This is a genomic window from Blautia sp. CAG:257, from assembly GCF_000433815.1.
GTDB classification, from domain to species: Bacteria; Bacillota; Clostridia; order Lachnospirales; family Lachnospiraceae; genus Blautia_A; species Blautia_A caecimuris.
In genome coordinates, this window is the sequence record NZ_HF999008.1 from 25,950 (window position 1) to 42,547 (window position 16,598).

Below are 16,598 nucleotides of genomic sequence, written 5' to 3' on the forward strand. Positions count from 1 at the left end.
TGTGCAAGTTTGCATTTCTTGTATTTCCGATGGGGGTGTTCAGCCAGTTTATTTTCAGCCAGTATGACATATTTACTGTGCTCTTTCTGGTACTGGGATTTTATTTTTTCCTTCGGGGGAAAATGTGGCAGTTTGCCCTTATGTGCGGATTTGCTGCAACCTTTAAATATCATGCAGTGCTTTATTTCCTGGTACTTCTGCTTCTGAAGGAAAAGAAGATCAGAAATCTGATTAAATATACTGCTGTTATGCTTGTCCCTTTGCTTGCAGAGATTCTTCCAAATATAGGATCTGAAGCGTTTAGAAGAAATGTATTTGGTTTTGGAGCGCTGGAATATGTACAGAAGCCTTTTTCTCTGGGATTTTTCAGCGGGATCAATCTTCTTGCAGCGGCAGCAGCCTTTGTGCTGGTGTGGGCTTATCAGAAAAAAGCAGAGACGCAGGATGAGCTTCGGTCATGGTCCGTATTTTTCTGTGTGGCAGTAAGCTTTGCGATCTTTGGATTTTCCACCTGGAATCCCCAGTGGATCCTTTTAATGGCGCCATTCCTTGTTCTGAACTTTATGATGAATGGAAATGGAAATCTTCTTTATATGGTAACAAATATTTTTATGCTTGCCATGTATATTTTCTGCAGCCAGAGTATGGTTGATGAGAGAGTGCTGAACAGCGGTATTCTCAAATATATTCTAAAAGACCGTGAGTTTTCCGTACGTATGTGGGATCTTTACGGGTTCCATGACCAGGAGCTTCTCTGTACTGCCATGTGGGTGGTATTGCTGATTTATGTAGTATTCGGACATCCCAGGTATCACAGCAGAAAAGGAAATGTCATTGCCTGCGGGATGGTGTGGCAGATAAGGGCAGCCTTTCTGTTTGGAGTGGCTGCATTTGTACTTCCAATGACTGTATGTGCGGCAGGTGTCCTTCAGGGGAAAATAAATTTCTTTGACAACAGCAGGCAGAATATGGAAGCAGAGAATGTGGTGATGCTGGAAGAAAATGTCCCGGTGATACAGGAATTTACTGCAGACGGTCATACACTTTCCGGAATTAAGGTCCGTATATACACAGAGCCGGGCAACAGTGAGATCAACAGCCTGAATGTGGTGCTGAAAGAAAAAGATACAGGAAAGGTGATTTATGAAAAAAATGGGGATACCTATGGAATGAAAGAGAATACAGCTCTTTATCCTTTCCTGAAAGAAAAAATCTCTGTAGAGCCGGGAAAAACCTATCGTCTGGAAATTTCCAGTGATGCGCCAAAAGGAAGCGGAAAAGGTCTTTACTGTGTAACAGACAAGAAAGGAACAGAACTTCTGGAAGATCCTTCTGAAAAAAGAAGCCTTCAGATGTGTATTTCCGGGGTGCAGTAAGAAACAGAGCCTATGAGTATCTGCTTTTATCAGTTAATAGCGAAATTTATCAATTATTAATATAAAAATTTCGTAAAGTGTTGTTAAAATTCATAAGTATGTGGTATAATGAACCCATAAGTAATAGACGCAGATTTTTACCTGCGTGGACATTACCCAAATAAACAGCAAAGGGGATGGATGTATGAAATTTATTATTAGCGGAAAAAACATCACAGTTTCTGAAGGGCTTAGAACAGCCGTTGAAGACAAGCTTGGAAAGCTGGAAAGGTATTTCACTCCTGACACCGAAGTTGTAGTAACTTTAAGTGTTGAAAAAGAAAGACAGAAGATCGAGGTTACAATCCCAGTGAAGGGAAATATTATACGCTCCGAGCAGGTAAGCAATGATATGTATGTATCTATTGACCTGGTGGAAGAAGTAATTGAGCGTCAGCTGCGTAAATACAAAAATAAAATTGTAGACAGGAAGCAGGCACCTGGCAATTTCCAGCAGGAGTATCTGGAAAAAGATTATGAGGAGGATGAAGAAGTAAAAATCATCCGTACCAAGAAGTTTGATATCAAGCCAATGTATCCTGAGGATGCATGTGTTCAGATGGAACTTCTGGGACATAACTTCTTTGTATTTGTTAATGCAGAGACAGATCAGGTAAATGTTGTTTACAAACGTAAAGGAAACACTTACGGTCTTATTGAGCCGGAATTCTAAACCAACCTGAATAAATAAAAGCTGAGACAGTTTTCTGTCTCAGCTTTTATAAATTTATGACATTTCTTTATTCCATTTCAATTGTTGCCGGAGGCTTTCCGGTGCAGTCATAAAGAACACGGTTTACATGTTTTACTTCATTGACAATCCTGCTGGTAGCTTTTCCGATAATTTCCCACGGAAGCTCAGCGCTTTCTGCAGTCATAAAATCTGTAGTGGTTACTGCGCGAAGGGCAATGGCATAATCGTAGGTTCTTTCGTCTCCCATAACTCCGACAGATCTCATATTTGTCAGTGCTGCGAAGTACTGATTTACCTTTTTATCCCAGCCTGCGTTTGCAATCTCTTCACGCCAGATGGCATCAGCCTCCTGAACCATTTTTACTTTTTCAGCAGTTACCTCTCCGATAATACGGATGCCCAGTCCCGGGCCCGGGAACGGCTGGCGGAATACAAGATACTCCGGAATGCCAAGCTCCAGTCCCGCTTTACGCACTTCATCTTTAAACAGATTTCTCAGAGGCTCAATGATTTCTTTAAAATCAACATAGTCAGGAAGTCCTCCCACATTGTGGTGTGATTTGATAACAGTGGACTCGCCCCCTACGCCGCTTTCAACAACATCCGGGTAAATGGTTCCCTGTACAAGGAAATCCACGGCGCCGATTTTTTTTGCTTCCTCCTCAAACACACGGATAAATTCTTCGCCGATGATTTTACGCTTACGCTCCGGCTCCTCAACGCCCTTCAGTTTTTCATAAAAACGTTCCTGAGCATTTACACGGATAAAATTCAGATCATAGGAACCTTCCGGACCAAAGACAGCTTCCACTTCATCGCCTTCATCCTTGCGGAGAAGACCGTGATCCACGAATACGCAGGTAAGCTGGCTGCCTACTGCTTTTGAAAGAAGGACTGCTGCAACAGAAGAATCCACTCCGCCTGAAAGGGCGCAGAGAACCTTTCCGCTTCCGACCTTTTCACGGATCGCTTTAATGGAATCTTCTACAAAAGAATCCATTTTCCAGTCTCCCGCACATCCGCATACCTGATATACAAAGTTTGACAGCATTTTGGTTCCTTCCTGAGTATGAAGCACCTCCGGGTGGAACTGAACTGCATAAAGCTTCTTTTCTTTATTTTCCACTGCAGCTACAGGGCAGTCATTTGTCCAGGCAGAAATTTCAAAGCCGGGAGCTTCTTTGGAAATGTAGTCATTATGACTCATCCAGCAGATTGTTTTTGGAGAAACTCCTTGGAACAGTGCAGAATCTGTGTTTACGTGAACCTCAATTTTTCCGTATTCGCGCACCGGAGCTTTTTCTACCTTTCCGCCAAGCTGGTGCATCATAAGCTGAGAACCGTAGCAGATTCCCAGGATCGGGATTCCGAGTTTGTAAATTTCTTCTGCATATGCAGGTGAATCTTCCAGATATACACTGTTTGGTCCGCCTGTAAAAATAATTCCCTTAGGCTGGATTTCTTTTATTTTTTCAATATCTGTCTTATAGGAATAGATTTCACAATATACATTGCATTCCCTTACACGGCGGGCAATCAACTGATTATACTGACCGCCGAAATCAAGTACAACAACTGTTTCTCTTTTCATTATTTTCCTCCTGAGAGTTGTCTATGAGCAAAGCGCTCGTTTGCTTTTCCTGTTTTTTCTTTTCCTATTATATAGAAGGCGGCTGTATTTTACAATATTTTTTTTCATTAGGTCAGGCCTCGCAAAAATCGTGCCTTCTTTTTACTTCGTTCACAGCATCCTGGTCAAAATGCATTCCCGATCATCTTCCATGAGGACATTTTATGCTGTATGTCTCAGAATTCTGGGATATATTCCGGAATCCCGGTTCCGGCACTTATGATTTTACAGGTTTTTTAGAATTACATCACCCTTTTTTCAATTTATCCTCACATTTTCATCACAAATTCCATTTATAGTATTAAGTAAATAAAGCGAATGCTTTTTTACATAAATTAAATTTTTCTTTTTCATACTCGCCGGGCCATACAGCCCGGCCCTCCTTCTTTATAGAACTTTTATCTCACAGGACCATGCGTTTTTCCCATCTTAATTTTTTCCGTGTTACCATAATTTCAGAACAGAGGAAAGCCTGGCAACAGAGTTTTACCATAAAATAAGAATGGAGAAATGATTATGTCCAATATTTTAAAATCCATACACAAATTAGAAGATAAATTTGACAACCGTGCAGAGCGTTTTGCTTTTCGTCATCCACATGCAGCTGTCCTGGCTATGTTTATCGGACTTCCTGTTTTTATTCTGGCAGCTGTATCTCTTCTCACTGTCCTGGTTACACTACCGGTTACATTGTTCTTAGGATAACTCCTTTCGCCTTTATACAATCCTAATATCATCAAATTCTTATTTATACATACTTAATACGAATTAAGATATGATTAGGACAACATAAAGACGAGATAAAGGGAGACAATCGCCGTAATGAATTATACAGGAAACCGAAAACACCGACATTTTACTTCTTTTCAGGTAATCATCCTGGGATTTTTTTCTGTAATACTTCTTGGCAGCCTGCTTCTGATGCTTCCGCTTTCCACCCGGGACGGAAATGGCGCATCCTTTGCAGACAGCCTTTTTACTGCCACATCTGCAGTTTGTGTAACAGGACTTATTATCCATGATACTGCAACCTACTGGTCTGAATTTGGTCAGGCGATCATTCTGACGCTGATCCAGATCGGCGGTATGGGCGTTGTGACAATTGCTGTTGCCATTGCTGTTGCGTCCGGCCGAAAAATTGGTCTGATGCAGCGAAGCACCATGCAGGAAGCAATCTCTGCCCACCAGGTTGGCGGTATCGTACGTTTGACCAAATTTATTCTGAAAACCAGTATTTTTATAGAACTGATCGGAGCAGCGCTTCTGATGCCTGTATTCTGCAAGGATTTCGGTATTCTGAAAGGACTGTGGTATTCTCTGTTCCACGCTGTATCTGCTTTCTGCAACGCCGGGTTTGATCTTCTCGGTGTCAGAGAACCTTTTTCCTCTCTGACCTCCTATGCTTCAAATCCTCTTGTAAACTTTACGATCATGGCTTTGATCGTAACAGGTGGTGTGGGCTTTGTTACCTGGGCAGATATTAAGAAAAATAAACTGCAGTTTAAAAAATATAATATGCAGAGTAAAGTTATTCTGACTGTTACTGCTGTTTTGATTGCAGTTCCGGCTGTTTACTTCTTTTTCTGTGAATTTTCCGGTCTGCCTCTGGGAGAAAGGATCTGGACCTCCCTGTTCCAGTCTGTAACGCCAAGAACAGCAGGATTTAACACTGCAGATCTGACTCTGCTTACAGAAACCGGACTGATGCTTATGATCATCCTGATGCTGATCGGTGGTTCTCCGGGTTCCACAGCCGGCGGTATGAAGACAACTACCATCGCAGTTCTGTTTTCTTCCGCTTTGTCCGTGTTCCGCAAAAACGATTCTGCGCACTTTTTCCGCAGACGTGTTCCGGACAGTGTGATCAAAAATGCTGCGACTATTCTGCTGATGTATCTGGTTCTGTTTCTTGGCGGAGGCATGATAATCAGTTACATTGACAAGGTTCCGCTGATTTCCGCTTTGTTTGAAACAAGCTCTGCCATTGGTACGGTTGGTCTGTCTCTTGGACTGACCCCAACCCTTGGAATGGTTTCAAGACTGATCCTGATCCTGCTTATGTTTTTTGGCAGGGTTGGCGGCCTGACACTTATTTTTGCAGCGCTTTCAGAAAGAAATTCCTACGGTTCCAGATATCCGCAGGAAAAAATTACAGTAGGTTAATAAAAGGAGACAATAGCTATGATGAAATCAATTTTACTGATAGGACTTGGAAGATTCGGACGCCATATTGCCATGAAACTGGATGAGCTTAATCATCAGGTAATGGCTATTGACAGAAATGAAGAAAGAGTAGATGCCATTCTTCCTTATGTTACAAATGCACAGATTGGTGACGCCACAAAGGAAGGATTTATGGAATCTCTTGGAGTAAGGAATTTCGACGTATGTATTGTGGCCATTGGAGATGATTTCCAGAGTTCTCTGGAAGCCACTTCCCTGCTCAGTGAGCTGGGCGCAAAATATGTTGTTTCCAGAGCAGCCAGAGATGTTCACGCCAAACTCCTCCTGAAAAACGGCGCTGATGAAGTTATTTATCCGGAAAAGCAGATGGCTGAATGGGCAGCGATCCGTTACAGTGCAGACCACATTCTGGACTATGTGGAGCTTGATGATGAACATGCTATTTTTGAAATTTCTGTTCCGGAAAACTGGGTGGGAAGAACTGTTGGACAGCTTGACATCCGAAACAAGCACAACATTAATATCATGGCATTTAAACATATGGGAGTCATGAATCTGAATATTAAATCAGATACTCCTGTTCCGGAAAACAATACCATGCTTGTTCTTGGAAACATCAGAGATATTCAGAAGTGTTTCCATATCTGATTGGAATAAAGCTTCCGTAAATATGAAACATGAAGGGATGATTTTATGAAAGAACTGATTCTGGTCTGCGCAGTAGCTGCTGTTTTTGCCCTGTGCTTTCTCATACTGAAAAAACTGGATATTTTCTTTGGCGACAGCAGCCGGACTGTGATCAGTTCCGACAGGCCCTCAATGCTTTCTATTGCATTTGAACATACAGAAGAAGTCTCTCTTTTAAATGACCTTCTGGAAAGGTTTTCCCGCCAGGCTCCCGGCTGTGAGCTGAGTCTTTTCTACGGTTCTGCAAAGGATATTCAGAAGCAGCTGAATACAGGAAAAATTGATTTTGGATTTATCCGGGCGGATGTAAACACAGAGCCGGATCAAAAGCTGGGTTCTTTTCTTTTTCTGCTGGATGAAAACATTCTTGCATGTGAGCCGTTGGGACTTCCTGTTATGCCTCTTAACAGCCAGAAATTTCTTGTGAAGGCTTTGTGGAAAAAAGACCGTATTTCCCAGGAAGCGGAATTATTTATCCGGCTGCTGAAAGCCGGATATCTGGAAAAGTAGCTGCTGTTTCCGGCTTTACATAAGAATATCTGTGTCCAATATATTTTTGTGCAGAATTTTGTCAGATATGTTATAATGCCTGTATGAAATAACGAGGAGTGATAGTGTGGAAAAACAAAATCAGAGCGCAGATATCCTGCCGGCAGCATCCGATCAGATGTCCTCTACAGAAAGAGGGCATCTGAAGATTTTTTTCGGCTATGCGGCAGGCGTGGGAAAAACATACGCAATGCTGGAAGCAGCCCATATGGAAAAAAAACATGGTACAGATGTTGCAGTAGGCTACATTAAATCAAATGCTCATCCGCAGACCCGGGCCAGACTGAATGGCCTGAAGCTGCTTCCGCCTCTTTATTCTAAACATAATGGTACTCCTGTGGAGGAGTTTGATCTTGATAAGGCAATAAAGACAAAGCCTGGGCTGATTCTGATAGATGAGCTTGCGCACACAAATGCAGACGGATGTCGGCACCATAAGCGATACCTGGATATTTATGAGCTTTTAAAAGCAGGCATTGATGTTTATACAACAGCCAATGTAGAAAATATTGAAAGTCTTAACGATATGGTGACAGCAATTACCGGAAACAGAATCCTTGAACGTATTCCGGATTCTGTTTTTGACAATGCTGATCAGGTAAAGCTTGTTGACATTGAGCCCCAGGAGCTTCTTGAACGGCTTGCTGCTGAAAAAGATTCAGATTCTTCTGAAACAGACAGTTTTACTTTTACCTTGGAAACACTGACTGCGCTGAGAGAGCTTGCGCTCAGAAGATGTGCGGACCGTGTAAATAAAAGAACAGAGTCTGCGCGCATCAGAAACAAAAGCGATTATTATACAGATGAGCACATACTGGTCTGCCTTTCTTCTTCTCCGTCTAATGCAAAGATCATCCGGACGGCAGCGAGAATGGCAAATGCTTTCCGTGGAGCCTTTACTGCTCTGTTTGTAGAAACCTCACAGTTTTCTGCAATGACGGAAGAAGACAGACAGCGGCTCCGTTCAAATATTTACCTTGCCCAACAGCTGGGAGCCACCATAGAAACCGTTTACGGAGACGATGTACCCCTTCAGATCGCAGAATTTGCAAAGCTGTCCGGGGTTTCCAAGATTGTGATCGGAAGAAGCACGGTCACAGGGAAGCGCCTGTTTGGCAGACCTTCTCTTACAGAACAGCTTATTGCAAATGTTCCTAATATGGATGTGCATATTATTCCGGACCAGTCGCCGAACCGCACTCCGCCTGTTCACAATCAGAAAAATCATATTATCTTTTCCGCATCTGACATTTTAAAAAGTATTTTTATCCTGTCAGCAGCCAGCTGCTTGGGCTACCTTTTTCAGCAGCTTGGCTTTGATGAGGCCAATATTATTACGGTATATGTGCTTGCGGTGCTGGTAACTTCCATTGTAACAGTAAACCGGGTTTACAGCCTGATCACTTCAATTGTCAGTGTGCTTGTGTTTAACTTTTTGTTTACAGATCCTAAATTCACGCTTATGGCATATGACCGGGGCTATCTTGTTACTTTTGTGGTAATGTTTATTTCAGCCTTTCTGACCGGAACACTTACCACACGGATGAAGACGATTGCCAGTCAGTCTGCCCGTGCAGCCTTTCGTACAAAGATTTTGTTTGATACCAGTCAGATACTTCAGCAGGCTACAGACCGTGACGCGATTCTGACTTCTACGGCTCATCAGCTTACAAAACTTCTGAACAGAGATATTGTGATCTATCCTGCGGAAAAAAATACCCTGGCGGCTCCCATGACATTTTCTGCCGGTGAAGAAGATACCGCCTCTGATTATCTCACAAGAAATGAAAGCGCAGTGGCTGAATGGGTGTTTAAAAACAACCGTCACGCAGGCGCTACCACCCAGACGCTTTCCAATGCCAAATGTCTTTATCTGGCTATCCGGGTAAATGATTCTGTTTACGGAGTGGTGGGGATTGCAGCCGGCAAACAGCCTCTGGATGCCTCCGAAAACAATATTCTTCTTTCTATTCTGGGAGAATGTGCTCTTGCCATGGAAAATGAGAAAAATGCCCATGAGAAAGAAGAGGCGGCCATCCTGGCAAAGAATGAACAGCTGAGAGCAAATCTTCTTCGTACGATCTCTCATGACCTGCGCACACCGCTGACTTCTATTTCAGGAAACGCCAGCAATCTTCTGTCAAACAGCAGCTCCTTTGATGAAAATACAAAAAGGACTCTGTATCAGGATATTTATGATGATTCGATGTGGCTGATCAACCTTGTGGAAAATCTGCTGTCTGTTACCCGGCTGGAAGAGGGCAGGCTGAATCTTCGTATTTCCGCAGAACTGGCAGACGAGGTAGTTACGGAAGCCCTCCGCCATGTAAACAGACTTTCGGTGGAGCATCATATTACAGTAAATCATCAGGATGATCTGCTTCTGGCAAAAATGGATGCCAAGCTGATCGTTCAGGTTATTATAAATCTGGTGGACAACGCGATCAAGTATACTCCACAGGGATCGGAGATTCAGATCTCCACTTTCCGGGAGGAAAACTGGGCTGTTATTTCTGTAGCTGACAATGGTCCGGGCATTCCTGATGAAAATAAAAAGCAGATATTTGATATGTTCTACACAGGCTCGAACCGGGTGGCAGACAGCCGGAGGAGTCTCGGACTTGGACTTTCTCTGTGTAAGTCCATTATAAACGCACATGGCGGCTCTATCAGTGTTTCTGATAATGTTCCCCATGGAACTGTATTTACTTTTACATTACCAGCTGAGGAGGTACAATTACATGAATAAACCGTTGATATTAGTAGTGGAAGATGATTCTTCTGTAAAAAATCTGATCACAACCACACTGAAAACACACGACTATCGGTATCTGGTAGCCGGAAACGGAGAAACTGCCATTCTTGAAGCCTCCTCCCACAATCCGGATATTGTTCTTCTGGATCTGGGTCTGCCTGACATCGACGGAGTGGAAGTGATACGCAGAATCCGTTCCTGGTCCACTATGCCCATTATTGTCATCAGCGCCCGCAGTGAGGATACTGACAAAATTGACGCGCTGGATGCAGGAGCTGACGATTATCTGACCAAACCATTTTCTGTGGAAGAGCTTCTGGCAAGACTTCGTGTTGTACAGAGACGCCTGGCTATGATCAAAAATGATTCGCCAGCAGAAGCATCTGTTTTTGTAAACGGCGCCCTGCGTATTGATTACGCTGCCGGATGTGCGTATCTGAATGATGAGGAGCTTCATCTGACCCCTATTGAATATAAGCTTCTCTGTCTCCTTTCCAGAAATGTTGGGAAGGTTCTGACACACACCTTCATTACCCAGAATATCTGGGGGAGCAACTGGGAAAATGACGTTGCCTCTCTCCGGGTATTTATGGCGACGCTTCGAAAGAAAATAGAAAAGGGCCCGGATTCACCTCAATATATCCAGACACATATCGGCGTAGGTTATCGTATGATAAAAACAGAATAAAGCAGAACCCGGCTCCCTGTATGTTTTGGAAGCCGGGTTTTTGAATATCTGCGGAAGCTGCAGTTGAAGCTGCTGCTTCCGGGAATTTGGTTTACAGATAAGGGGTACCGGGGATTTCCGGATAGCTTCCCATGGCGATCAGAAGCTCCAGGCCAATCTGGCGGGCATTAAGGACAGCCTCCTTTACAGCGCCTGCATCACCGGAAAGGGCAAGAATAACCTCATTGGAGTGAGCGGTTCCCATATCCGGCGTCATGTAGCTGACAATTTTTACAGAGGATGCCTTCATGGCAGTATCTGCCATCACAAGTCCGATGGCAGCAGGAGAGCCGGCCATAAAACCAAAGGCCTGTCCGGGCTCTGCGTGAAAAGCCTTCTGAAGGGCAGGGCCTGCGCTTGCAGAATAGGCAAATTCCAGGTGCCCGGATTCGCTGATATAAAGTTCGCCTGCATATTTCTCTGTAAGCTCCAGAGCAAGCTGAACTGCGTGGCGCACATCAGAAACATCATTTCCGCCCAGTACAATATAGTTTCCATGTCCGCCCCAGCCCTTGGTATCTCTGGGAAGCTCAATGGAGAGAACTTCGGTGTTGGTGGCTTTGACAGCATCATCAATGGCAGTGAGCTGACCGGCGGCCCCTGTCCGGGAGCTGAACAGCCCAAGGGCATAGTACTTTGTTCCGATGTTCATTTTCTGGAGAAGTGTATGGTCAATGCCGGAGATGACAAGTCCAATGGTATCAAGAACCGTGGTTCCGACAAATTCTGTCCGTGTACAGTGTGTGCTGATGTCTTTTACATTCATAAAAAAATCCCCTTTTGGTATTGTGACTTTAATATAGCTTAAAAGCTGTGGGATTTCAATGGATTTCCCTGTATTTGAGAGCGTTTTTACATATTTAAGAAGGAAAAACATACTCTCTGAAATCTTCAAAAAAGTTTTTTCGTGTTTTTTGAAATTTTTTAAAAAAAGTGTTGACAAATGCTATGAAAATGAATATAATAATTTTTGCAGTCGCGAGATGTGACTGATAAATAAAGAAATCGAAGCGTGGCTCAGTTTGGTAGAGCGCTGCGTTCGGGACGCAGAGGCCGCAGGTTCAAATCCTGTCGCTTCGACTAAATGGTTGGGAACACCGGAAAGCCTTATTTTATGGGCTTCTCCGGTGTTTTCTTTTGCCTGAAAAAGCTCTTTTGATTACCCCTGAAATTTTCGATTTTTGCGCGTTACACAAAACGTTACACAAAACTTTTCTTGCCCATACCTAAAAATTTTTTAGCATCTGTTTTTAGTGCTTTTTGGGGATTTCCCCAGCGGATTTTTTATGGTTATCCGGCAAAAAGATCCGCTGTAGCAAGGGAAATTTCGGAGAGGTCATTGACACTGGTGTTTAGCCTCTGTTTGTCAAAATGGGAATAAATATTCAGGGTTGTCTGGGTATCGCTGTGACCCAGCCAGTATTGAAGCTTCTTGATATCCCATCCTTTATTGATGAGCATGGAAGCACAGCTATGTCTTAGTTTGTGGAGCGTGATTTCCGGCCTTCCGAACTCCCGGGTTGCATGGTTGAAGGTTCGGGTGATATAGTTCGGATCATAGGCTTCTCCATTTTCCCATGTAAATATGTACCCTTCTTTATTTTTGTAATCCCGTTTAAAAAAAGCTTTGTTTTCTTCCTGTTCCCGTTTGATCTGCAAAAGACATTTTTCTGCTGTGTCAAAAAGGTTCAGCGTTCTTTTGCTGGAATAGGTCTTTGTGGAATCGGAAGTGGTAACGGTCTTGACCCGGACAACTGTGTGATTGATGGAAATGGTCTTTTTCTTGAAATCTATTGCCGACCATTTCAGCCCGAGGATTTCCGAACGGCGCAGACCATAATAGGAACCCATAAAAGCAATCCCGACAAGACGCGGATATCTTCTGGAAAGGAAATGGATCAGGTCGGAGATCTCTTCCTCTGTGAGGAAGAGAAGCTCTTCGCTGTAGTCTGCATTTTTCTTTCCGTGGACAGAGATCGTAAGCACCGGGTTCATTTTTACCAGTTCGTCAATGACTGCCTGGTTAAATACCGCATACAGGATACTTTTGTAGCTTCTTACGGAGCGGACAGCCAGAGGCTCCCGTTTGTGGGTTTTCTGGTTGATCTTCCCATACTGTAAGGCATACTTGAAATACATATCTATCATACGAGGGGTAACATCAATCATTTTCGGGTTGTCTTTTTGGAAATATTGTTTGATGGCGTTGACCCGGTAGATATATCCTTCATAGGTGCTTTTTTTCAGGTCTCTTTTCTTTCCTTCCAGCCAAAGATCCATATAATCACAGAGGGTGATCTCTGGATCCAGGTCTGGGGAGAAGGATGCCGGAAGTTCTTCCAGATAGGCATACTTTTCTTCGTATTCCCGGATCATGGCGTTTGCGTTGCGCTTATTGTTCTTGACTTCCAGCTTGGTGGATAAGGTTTTTGTTTTCCATGTATTGGATAATGGGTCTTTGTAGCTTAACCTCACATAATAATAGGATTTACCTGAGGGTAAGGTTTTTGTTACTAATGTTCCTGTCAATGTACATCCTTCCTTTCTCAAGGTCAATGTACATAATTCATTCTCAATATCATTATATACATCAGTCCCTATGATTTTCAACAGGATTTTCTAAAAGATACCGGATGATTTCAGATTTTGGGATCCGGTAGGAACGTCCGATTTTCCGGCAGGGGATTTTTCCCTCATGGAGAATCTTGTAGGCGGTTTTTTTGCCAATGCGGAAAATTTCGCACAGATCATGGATATTCAGTACATCAGGATAATTATTAAGCATAAGATCACCTTCCTGTCTTACAGTGGTCTGGAAGGGCTTGTACGGCCTTCAGAAAGTCCACAGCGCCTTGGTTACGGGGGCAGGGTGTACTGTGTATGGTGTATTCGTCCTCTAAAGGGAAATCCAGTCCGGCAAAGAACTTTTGCAGGGAATAGAGGTTGATACAGGGATGGATCACTTTGCCGTCAGAGATACGGACGATGCGGTAAAGTTCACAGTAGCCGGGTCTTCGGTTAGCTTTGTAGCCCTGCCAGATGGTTTCTGTCTGCATATCCATATGGCGCAGGATGCGGCGTATACGGTGAATGGTGTAGGGCTTCCAGTCATAGACCCGGTGCAGTCCGGCGTTTGGGTCAAATTCCAGGACGGATTCATTGTTGGTTACGGGTGTTATTTTTTTATCTGACATTTTGTTTCCTCCTTGAAGCTTTTTATCTGTTTTCCTTCGGTTTTGTTATATGCGTTTAAGGCTTGTCCTTTCTGCACTCTGGGGATGCTTCTGAAAAAGGGCAGTTTTCCTGAGGATCGACAGAGTGAAACTTTTCGTTTCTTCTCATATATTTTTCAACGGAATCATAAATCGTGATTGTTCCGTCATGGCCGTAAATTCTGACTTCATGGATCCGGCGTAAAAAAGCCGCCCATGTTTCCGGTTCCTCTTTCTGAACGTCTTGATACTGACTTTCTAATGACGTATTAGAAAGAATATAAACAGTTTCATAACAGGCAACTTTGTTGCTGTATCTGGCTGGCAGTGAGATAGGATATATGTCACAATAGTTCAACATATCTGATATTCTCAAACTACTTCGGAACTCTTCAAAAGCTATTACTGGCTGACAGGTGTACTGGTCAAAAGGATGCAGATAGTCGGATACCCGGTATACATTGGCATCTCCGTGTTCATCCAGAACACCCCTTGTTTTGCCCGTCCCTGTTATCCCGGATATATAAATAACTTTCAGGTTCAGTCTCCGTTTTCCTTTATATTTATCTGTAAAAAGTGTAATACGAACTTTATCCAACTTGTCTATATTCAATATGTAATCATTATTCATGGCAAGTATCTCCGCATTTGTATAACCTGCATCTATCATCTGATAAAGTTCTTCCATTTCCTGTATCTGCCCTTTTTGTTTCGGAACATCGCCCCATTCCTCATAGGTACCCTCTACACGGGTTTCTGCTTTGGAAGTATTTTCCCATTTGCCTTTCTTGCATATGTAATCAATGTTACTTTGTATATTGCCGTGTGCAATTTCAATATGTGCCGGAGGGAAATGCTTTTTTACTGTTTTGAAGCGTACTCGGGAATTAAAGTATACATATACATGGGTATGGTATGTTCCCTGCTCTCCAATCTCGTCAGCCATACAAAAATAGCGAAGAGTGGAAAAGTTTTCAATCAGTGCCTTTTTAATGATAATGTGGGAAAAACCATTTACCTCTGGATTATTAATTGTGATCTGATAAGCGTTTCTCTGCATATTTAAAGATGGTTTTTCGGGTTTTTTTGTTTTTTCCATGAATAAAGTCCTCCTGCTGTTTATTTGGTTTATTCTATGCGAACAGCCTTTTTTGAGCTGGAAAGCCTTATTTTAGGCTGTTTTTTTGTATGATACGATTTTGTTTGTTTATGCCCGGTAATACTACCGGGCATAAACCCCAGACACTTCCTGTCACTTCACCGTGCTCCGGCCTTCAGCCGCCGCCCGGCAAAGCGCCGTAAGGTCTGGCTGTCGATCCAGTAAATATCGGATCTGTCGGCAAAGCTCTTTTTCATTAAGGATCCAGGGAACCGTGATCTCCCGGACTGCTTCCTGACCGTCCACTAGAACCAATGCCTGTCCAGACTTATAGTTTGCAGTAGGATTCTCTTCCAGTTCTCCATGAAACCCTAACATACGAAACTGTTCCGCAGAACATCTGCCAAAACTGATTACAACCTGAAACTGGTCGCGCGTTCCGGCACTAAAATAGGATGCATCCGCCCTTTGCACACAAAGAATGATTCCAATATTCAGTCCCCGGCCTACTGCTAAAATTTCCCCTATTTTTGCCATGATATCGGTTTTCTGTTTCTTTGACTGATTTTCTGCATATGTCAGCAGTCCGCTCCATTCTTCAATGAAGAGTGTATAATGCTTTTTCAATCGGATTCTTTTCTTTCGTACTTCATTAAAAAATTGGTAGAAAGTATCTAGCATCTGAAAAGCGTTTTCCCCGGAAGCATAAGAGGAAGAACCCTCCAATGCTTCATATTCTTCCCCAGCTTTATAGTCAGCCATGCAGACATAACTTTCCCGGTTATGTAATATCTGATACAGATAATATCTGGCACTAAGGCTTTTTCCCGACCCGCTTTTCCCTGCGAGTAAAATGTTGCTGTTTTTCTTTGGCAGGATGATCGTCACAGGAACTTTGACTCGGAAATTCTGCCAGCTTTGGGTATCATAACCCAGAACCATACCACGGATCATCCTTTTCCGGGAACATCTGCTCTGGCATAATCTCTTCATCAAGAGGAATGTCTTCAAACTGTAATTCCTGCTTTAAAGCGGCCATACGCTGTTCTTCCGCCTGCTTCATTAAGGAATCTCTTGCCTGCATAGTCAGGGGGACTACAAAACTGAGGTGATGAGAAGTCACAACTGGAATTATAATAGGGGGATACATCCCTCGTACTTCCATAAAAAAATTCTGGATAATAGCCAGGCACATATTTCTCAGATCTTCACGACTAATATCTTCAAAGGCAGGAACAAGTTTCTGTGCCTTAATGTCGACCCGAAGACATCCCTGATAATTAGTACTCCATGCTTCTAACTGAGGAATAAAATAAGGCATATTTTTAAATTCTTCGACCAATGCAGTTACTTCATCCTGATATAATAAAAAACGGGTATCTATTTTTTTATCACAAGGAAGTTCTCCGGTGAGATCTTCATAGACCGCATCAAAAAGCCATCGTCCAGCCTTTCCGAGATAGTGCAGTATATTCGTACAGCCATCTTCCCATGTATCAGCTTTACCCAGACGGTAATTTATATATCCCGCAAAACCTAAACTTAATAAGCTGATGCATACTATATATAGAATCGTCATATTTTTTTACCATATAGGGGGCAATAGCCCAATGTCATTTAGTTAAGACATTGAGTCGGCAGCCTCT

General features: G+C 43.0%; 16 protein-coding genes and 1 tRNA gene. 9 read left to right on the plus strand and 8 right to left on the minus strand.

Translation table 11 applies throughout. The features are described 5' to 3' along the window. Positions 1-1,376: glycosyltransferase 87 family protein (locus QVP40_RS03275; RefSeq protein ID WP_288200300.1), on the plus strand; the 1,376-nt coding region annotated here is incomplete at its 5' end. Positions 1,377-1,560: 184 nt separating this feature from the next. Next, positions 1,561-2,088, plus strand: a complete 528-nt coding sequence (hpf, locus tag QVP40_RS03280) for a ribosome hibernation-promoting factor, HPF/YfiA family (protein WP_022067075.1) — start codon at positions 1,561-1,563, stop codon at positions 2,086-2,088. 67 nt (positions 2,089-2,155) lie between these two features. Here the strand turns inward: hpf and guaA are convergent, their stop codons facing one another. Further along, positions 2,156-3,700 carry a glutamine-hydrolyzing GMP synthase gene (guaA, locus tag QVP40_RS03285; protein WP_022067076.1) on the minus strand — a complete coding sequence of 515 codons (1,545 nt, stop codon included), beginning with the start codon at positions 3,698-3,700 and terminating at the stop codon, positions 2,156-2,158. A gap of 555 nt (positions 3,701-4,255) precedes the next feature. Here guaA and QVP40_RS03290 point away from each other — a divergent pair. From QVP40_RS03290 to QVP40_RS03315, 6 genes are all read left to right on the plus strand, one after another. Then, positions 4,256-4,444 (plus strand): hypothetical protein, encoded by a 189-nt coding sequence (locus QVP40_RS03290; protein ID WP_022067077.1) that lies wholly within the window; start codon positions 4,256-4,258, stop codon positions 4,442-4,444. 117 nt (positions 4,445-4,561) lie between these two features. Further along, positions 4,562-5,902, plus strand: a complete 1,341-nt coding sequence (locus QVP40_RS03295; RefSeq protein WP_022067078.1) for a TrkH family potassium uptake protein — start codon at positions 4,562-4,564, stop codon at positions 5,900-5,902. A 21-nt stretch (positions 5,903-5,923) separates the two neighbouring features. Beyond that, positions 5,924-6,571, plus strand: coding sequence for a potassium channel family protein (locus QVP40_RS03300; protein WP_138271112.1), 648 nt, complete (start codon positions 5,924-5,926; stop codon positions 6,569-6,571). Between the two features lie 45 nt (positions 6,572-6,616). After that, positions 6,617-7,120, plus strand: a complete 504-nt coding sequence (locus tag QVP40_RS03305) for a LysR family transcriptional regulator substrate-binding protein (protein WP_022067080.1) — start codon at positions 6,617-6,619, stop codon at positions 7,118-7,120. Between the two features lie 157 nt (positions 7,121-7,277). Beyond that, positions 7,278-9,908 (plus strand): sensor histidine kinase KdpD, encoded by a 2,631-nt coding sequence (locus QVP40_RS03310; protein ID WP_288200302.1) that lies wholly within the window; start codon positions 7,278-7,280, stop codon positions 9,906-9,908. Next, positions 9,901-10,602: a response regulator gene (locus QVP40_RS03315; protein WP_022067082.1), complete on the plus strand. Its 702-nt coding sequence runs from the start codon at positions 9,901-9,903 to the stop codon at positions 10,600-10,602. Before QVP40_RS03310 ends, QVP40_RS03315 begins: the two co-directional genes overlap by 8 nt. Before the next feature lie 91 nt (positions 10,603-10,693). Here QVP40_RS03315 and pduB read toward each other — a convergent pair whose 3' ends face one another. Beyond that, positions 10,694-11,407 carry a microcompartment protein PduB gene (gene pduB / locus QVP40_RS03320; RefSeq protein WP_288200301.1) on the minus strand — a complete coding sequence of 238 codons (714 nt, stop codon included), beginning with the start codon at positions 11,405-11,407 and terminating at the stop codon, positions 10,694-10,696. A gap of 240 nt (positions 11,408-11,647) precedes the next feature. Between pduB and QVP40_RS03325 the strand changes: the two genes are divergently transcribed. After that, positions 11,648-11,721, plus strand: a tRNA-Pro gene (locus QVP40_RS03325). Positions 11,722-11,931: 210 nt separating this feature from the next. On the opposite strand, the gene QVP40_RS03330 is transcribed toward QVP40_RS03325, so the two are convergent. From QVP40_RS03330 to QVP40_RS03355, 6 genes are all read right to left on the minus strand, one after another. Next, a complete protein-coding gene (locus tag QVP40_RS03330) occupies positions 11,932-13,170 on the minus strand; it encodes a tyrosine-type recombinase/integrase (protein ID WP_022067084.1) in 1,239 nt (412 codons plus the stop codon). Between the two features lie 61 nt (positions 13,171-13,231). Continuing rightward, complete coding sequence (locus tag QVP40_RS03335) at positions 13,232-13,426, minus strand: helix-turn-helix domain-containing protein (RefSeq protein ID WP_022067085.1); 195 nt, start codon at positions 13,424-13,426, stop codon at positions 13,232-13,234. Positions 13,427-13,430: 4 nt separating this feature from the next. Then, the gene (locus QVP40_RS03340; RefSeq protein ID WP_022067086.1) at positions 13,431-13,835 is read right to left on the minus strand and encodes a hypothetical protein; all 405 of its coding nucleotides are present in this window, start codon (positions 13,833-13,835) and stop codon (positions 13,431-13,433) included. Positions 13,836-13,890: 55 nt separating this feature from the next. Then, positions 13,891-14,952: a hypothetical protein gene (locus QVP40_RS03345; protein ID WP_022067087.1), complete on the minus strand. Its 1,062-nt coding sequence runs from the start codon at positions 14,950-14,952 to the stop codon at positions 13,891-13,893. Between the two features lie 153 nt (positions 14,953-15,105). Beyond that, positions 15,106-15,714, minus strand: coding sequence for a hypothetical protein (locus tag QVP40_RS03350; RefSeq protein WP_287575713.1), 609 nt, complete (start codon positions 15,712-15,714; stop codon positions 15,106-15,108). A gap of 163 nt (positions 15,715-15,877) precedes the next feature. Further along, entirely contained in the window at positions 15,878-16,531 is a 654-nt protein-coding gene (locus QVP40_RS03355) for a hypothetical protein (protein ID WP_022067089.1), read from the minus strand. Positions 16,532-16,598: the final 67 nt, after the last annotated feature.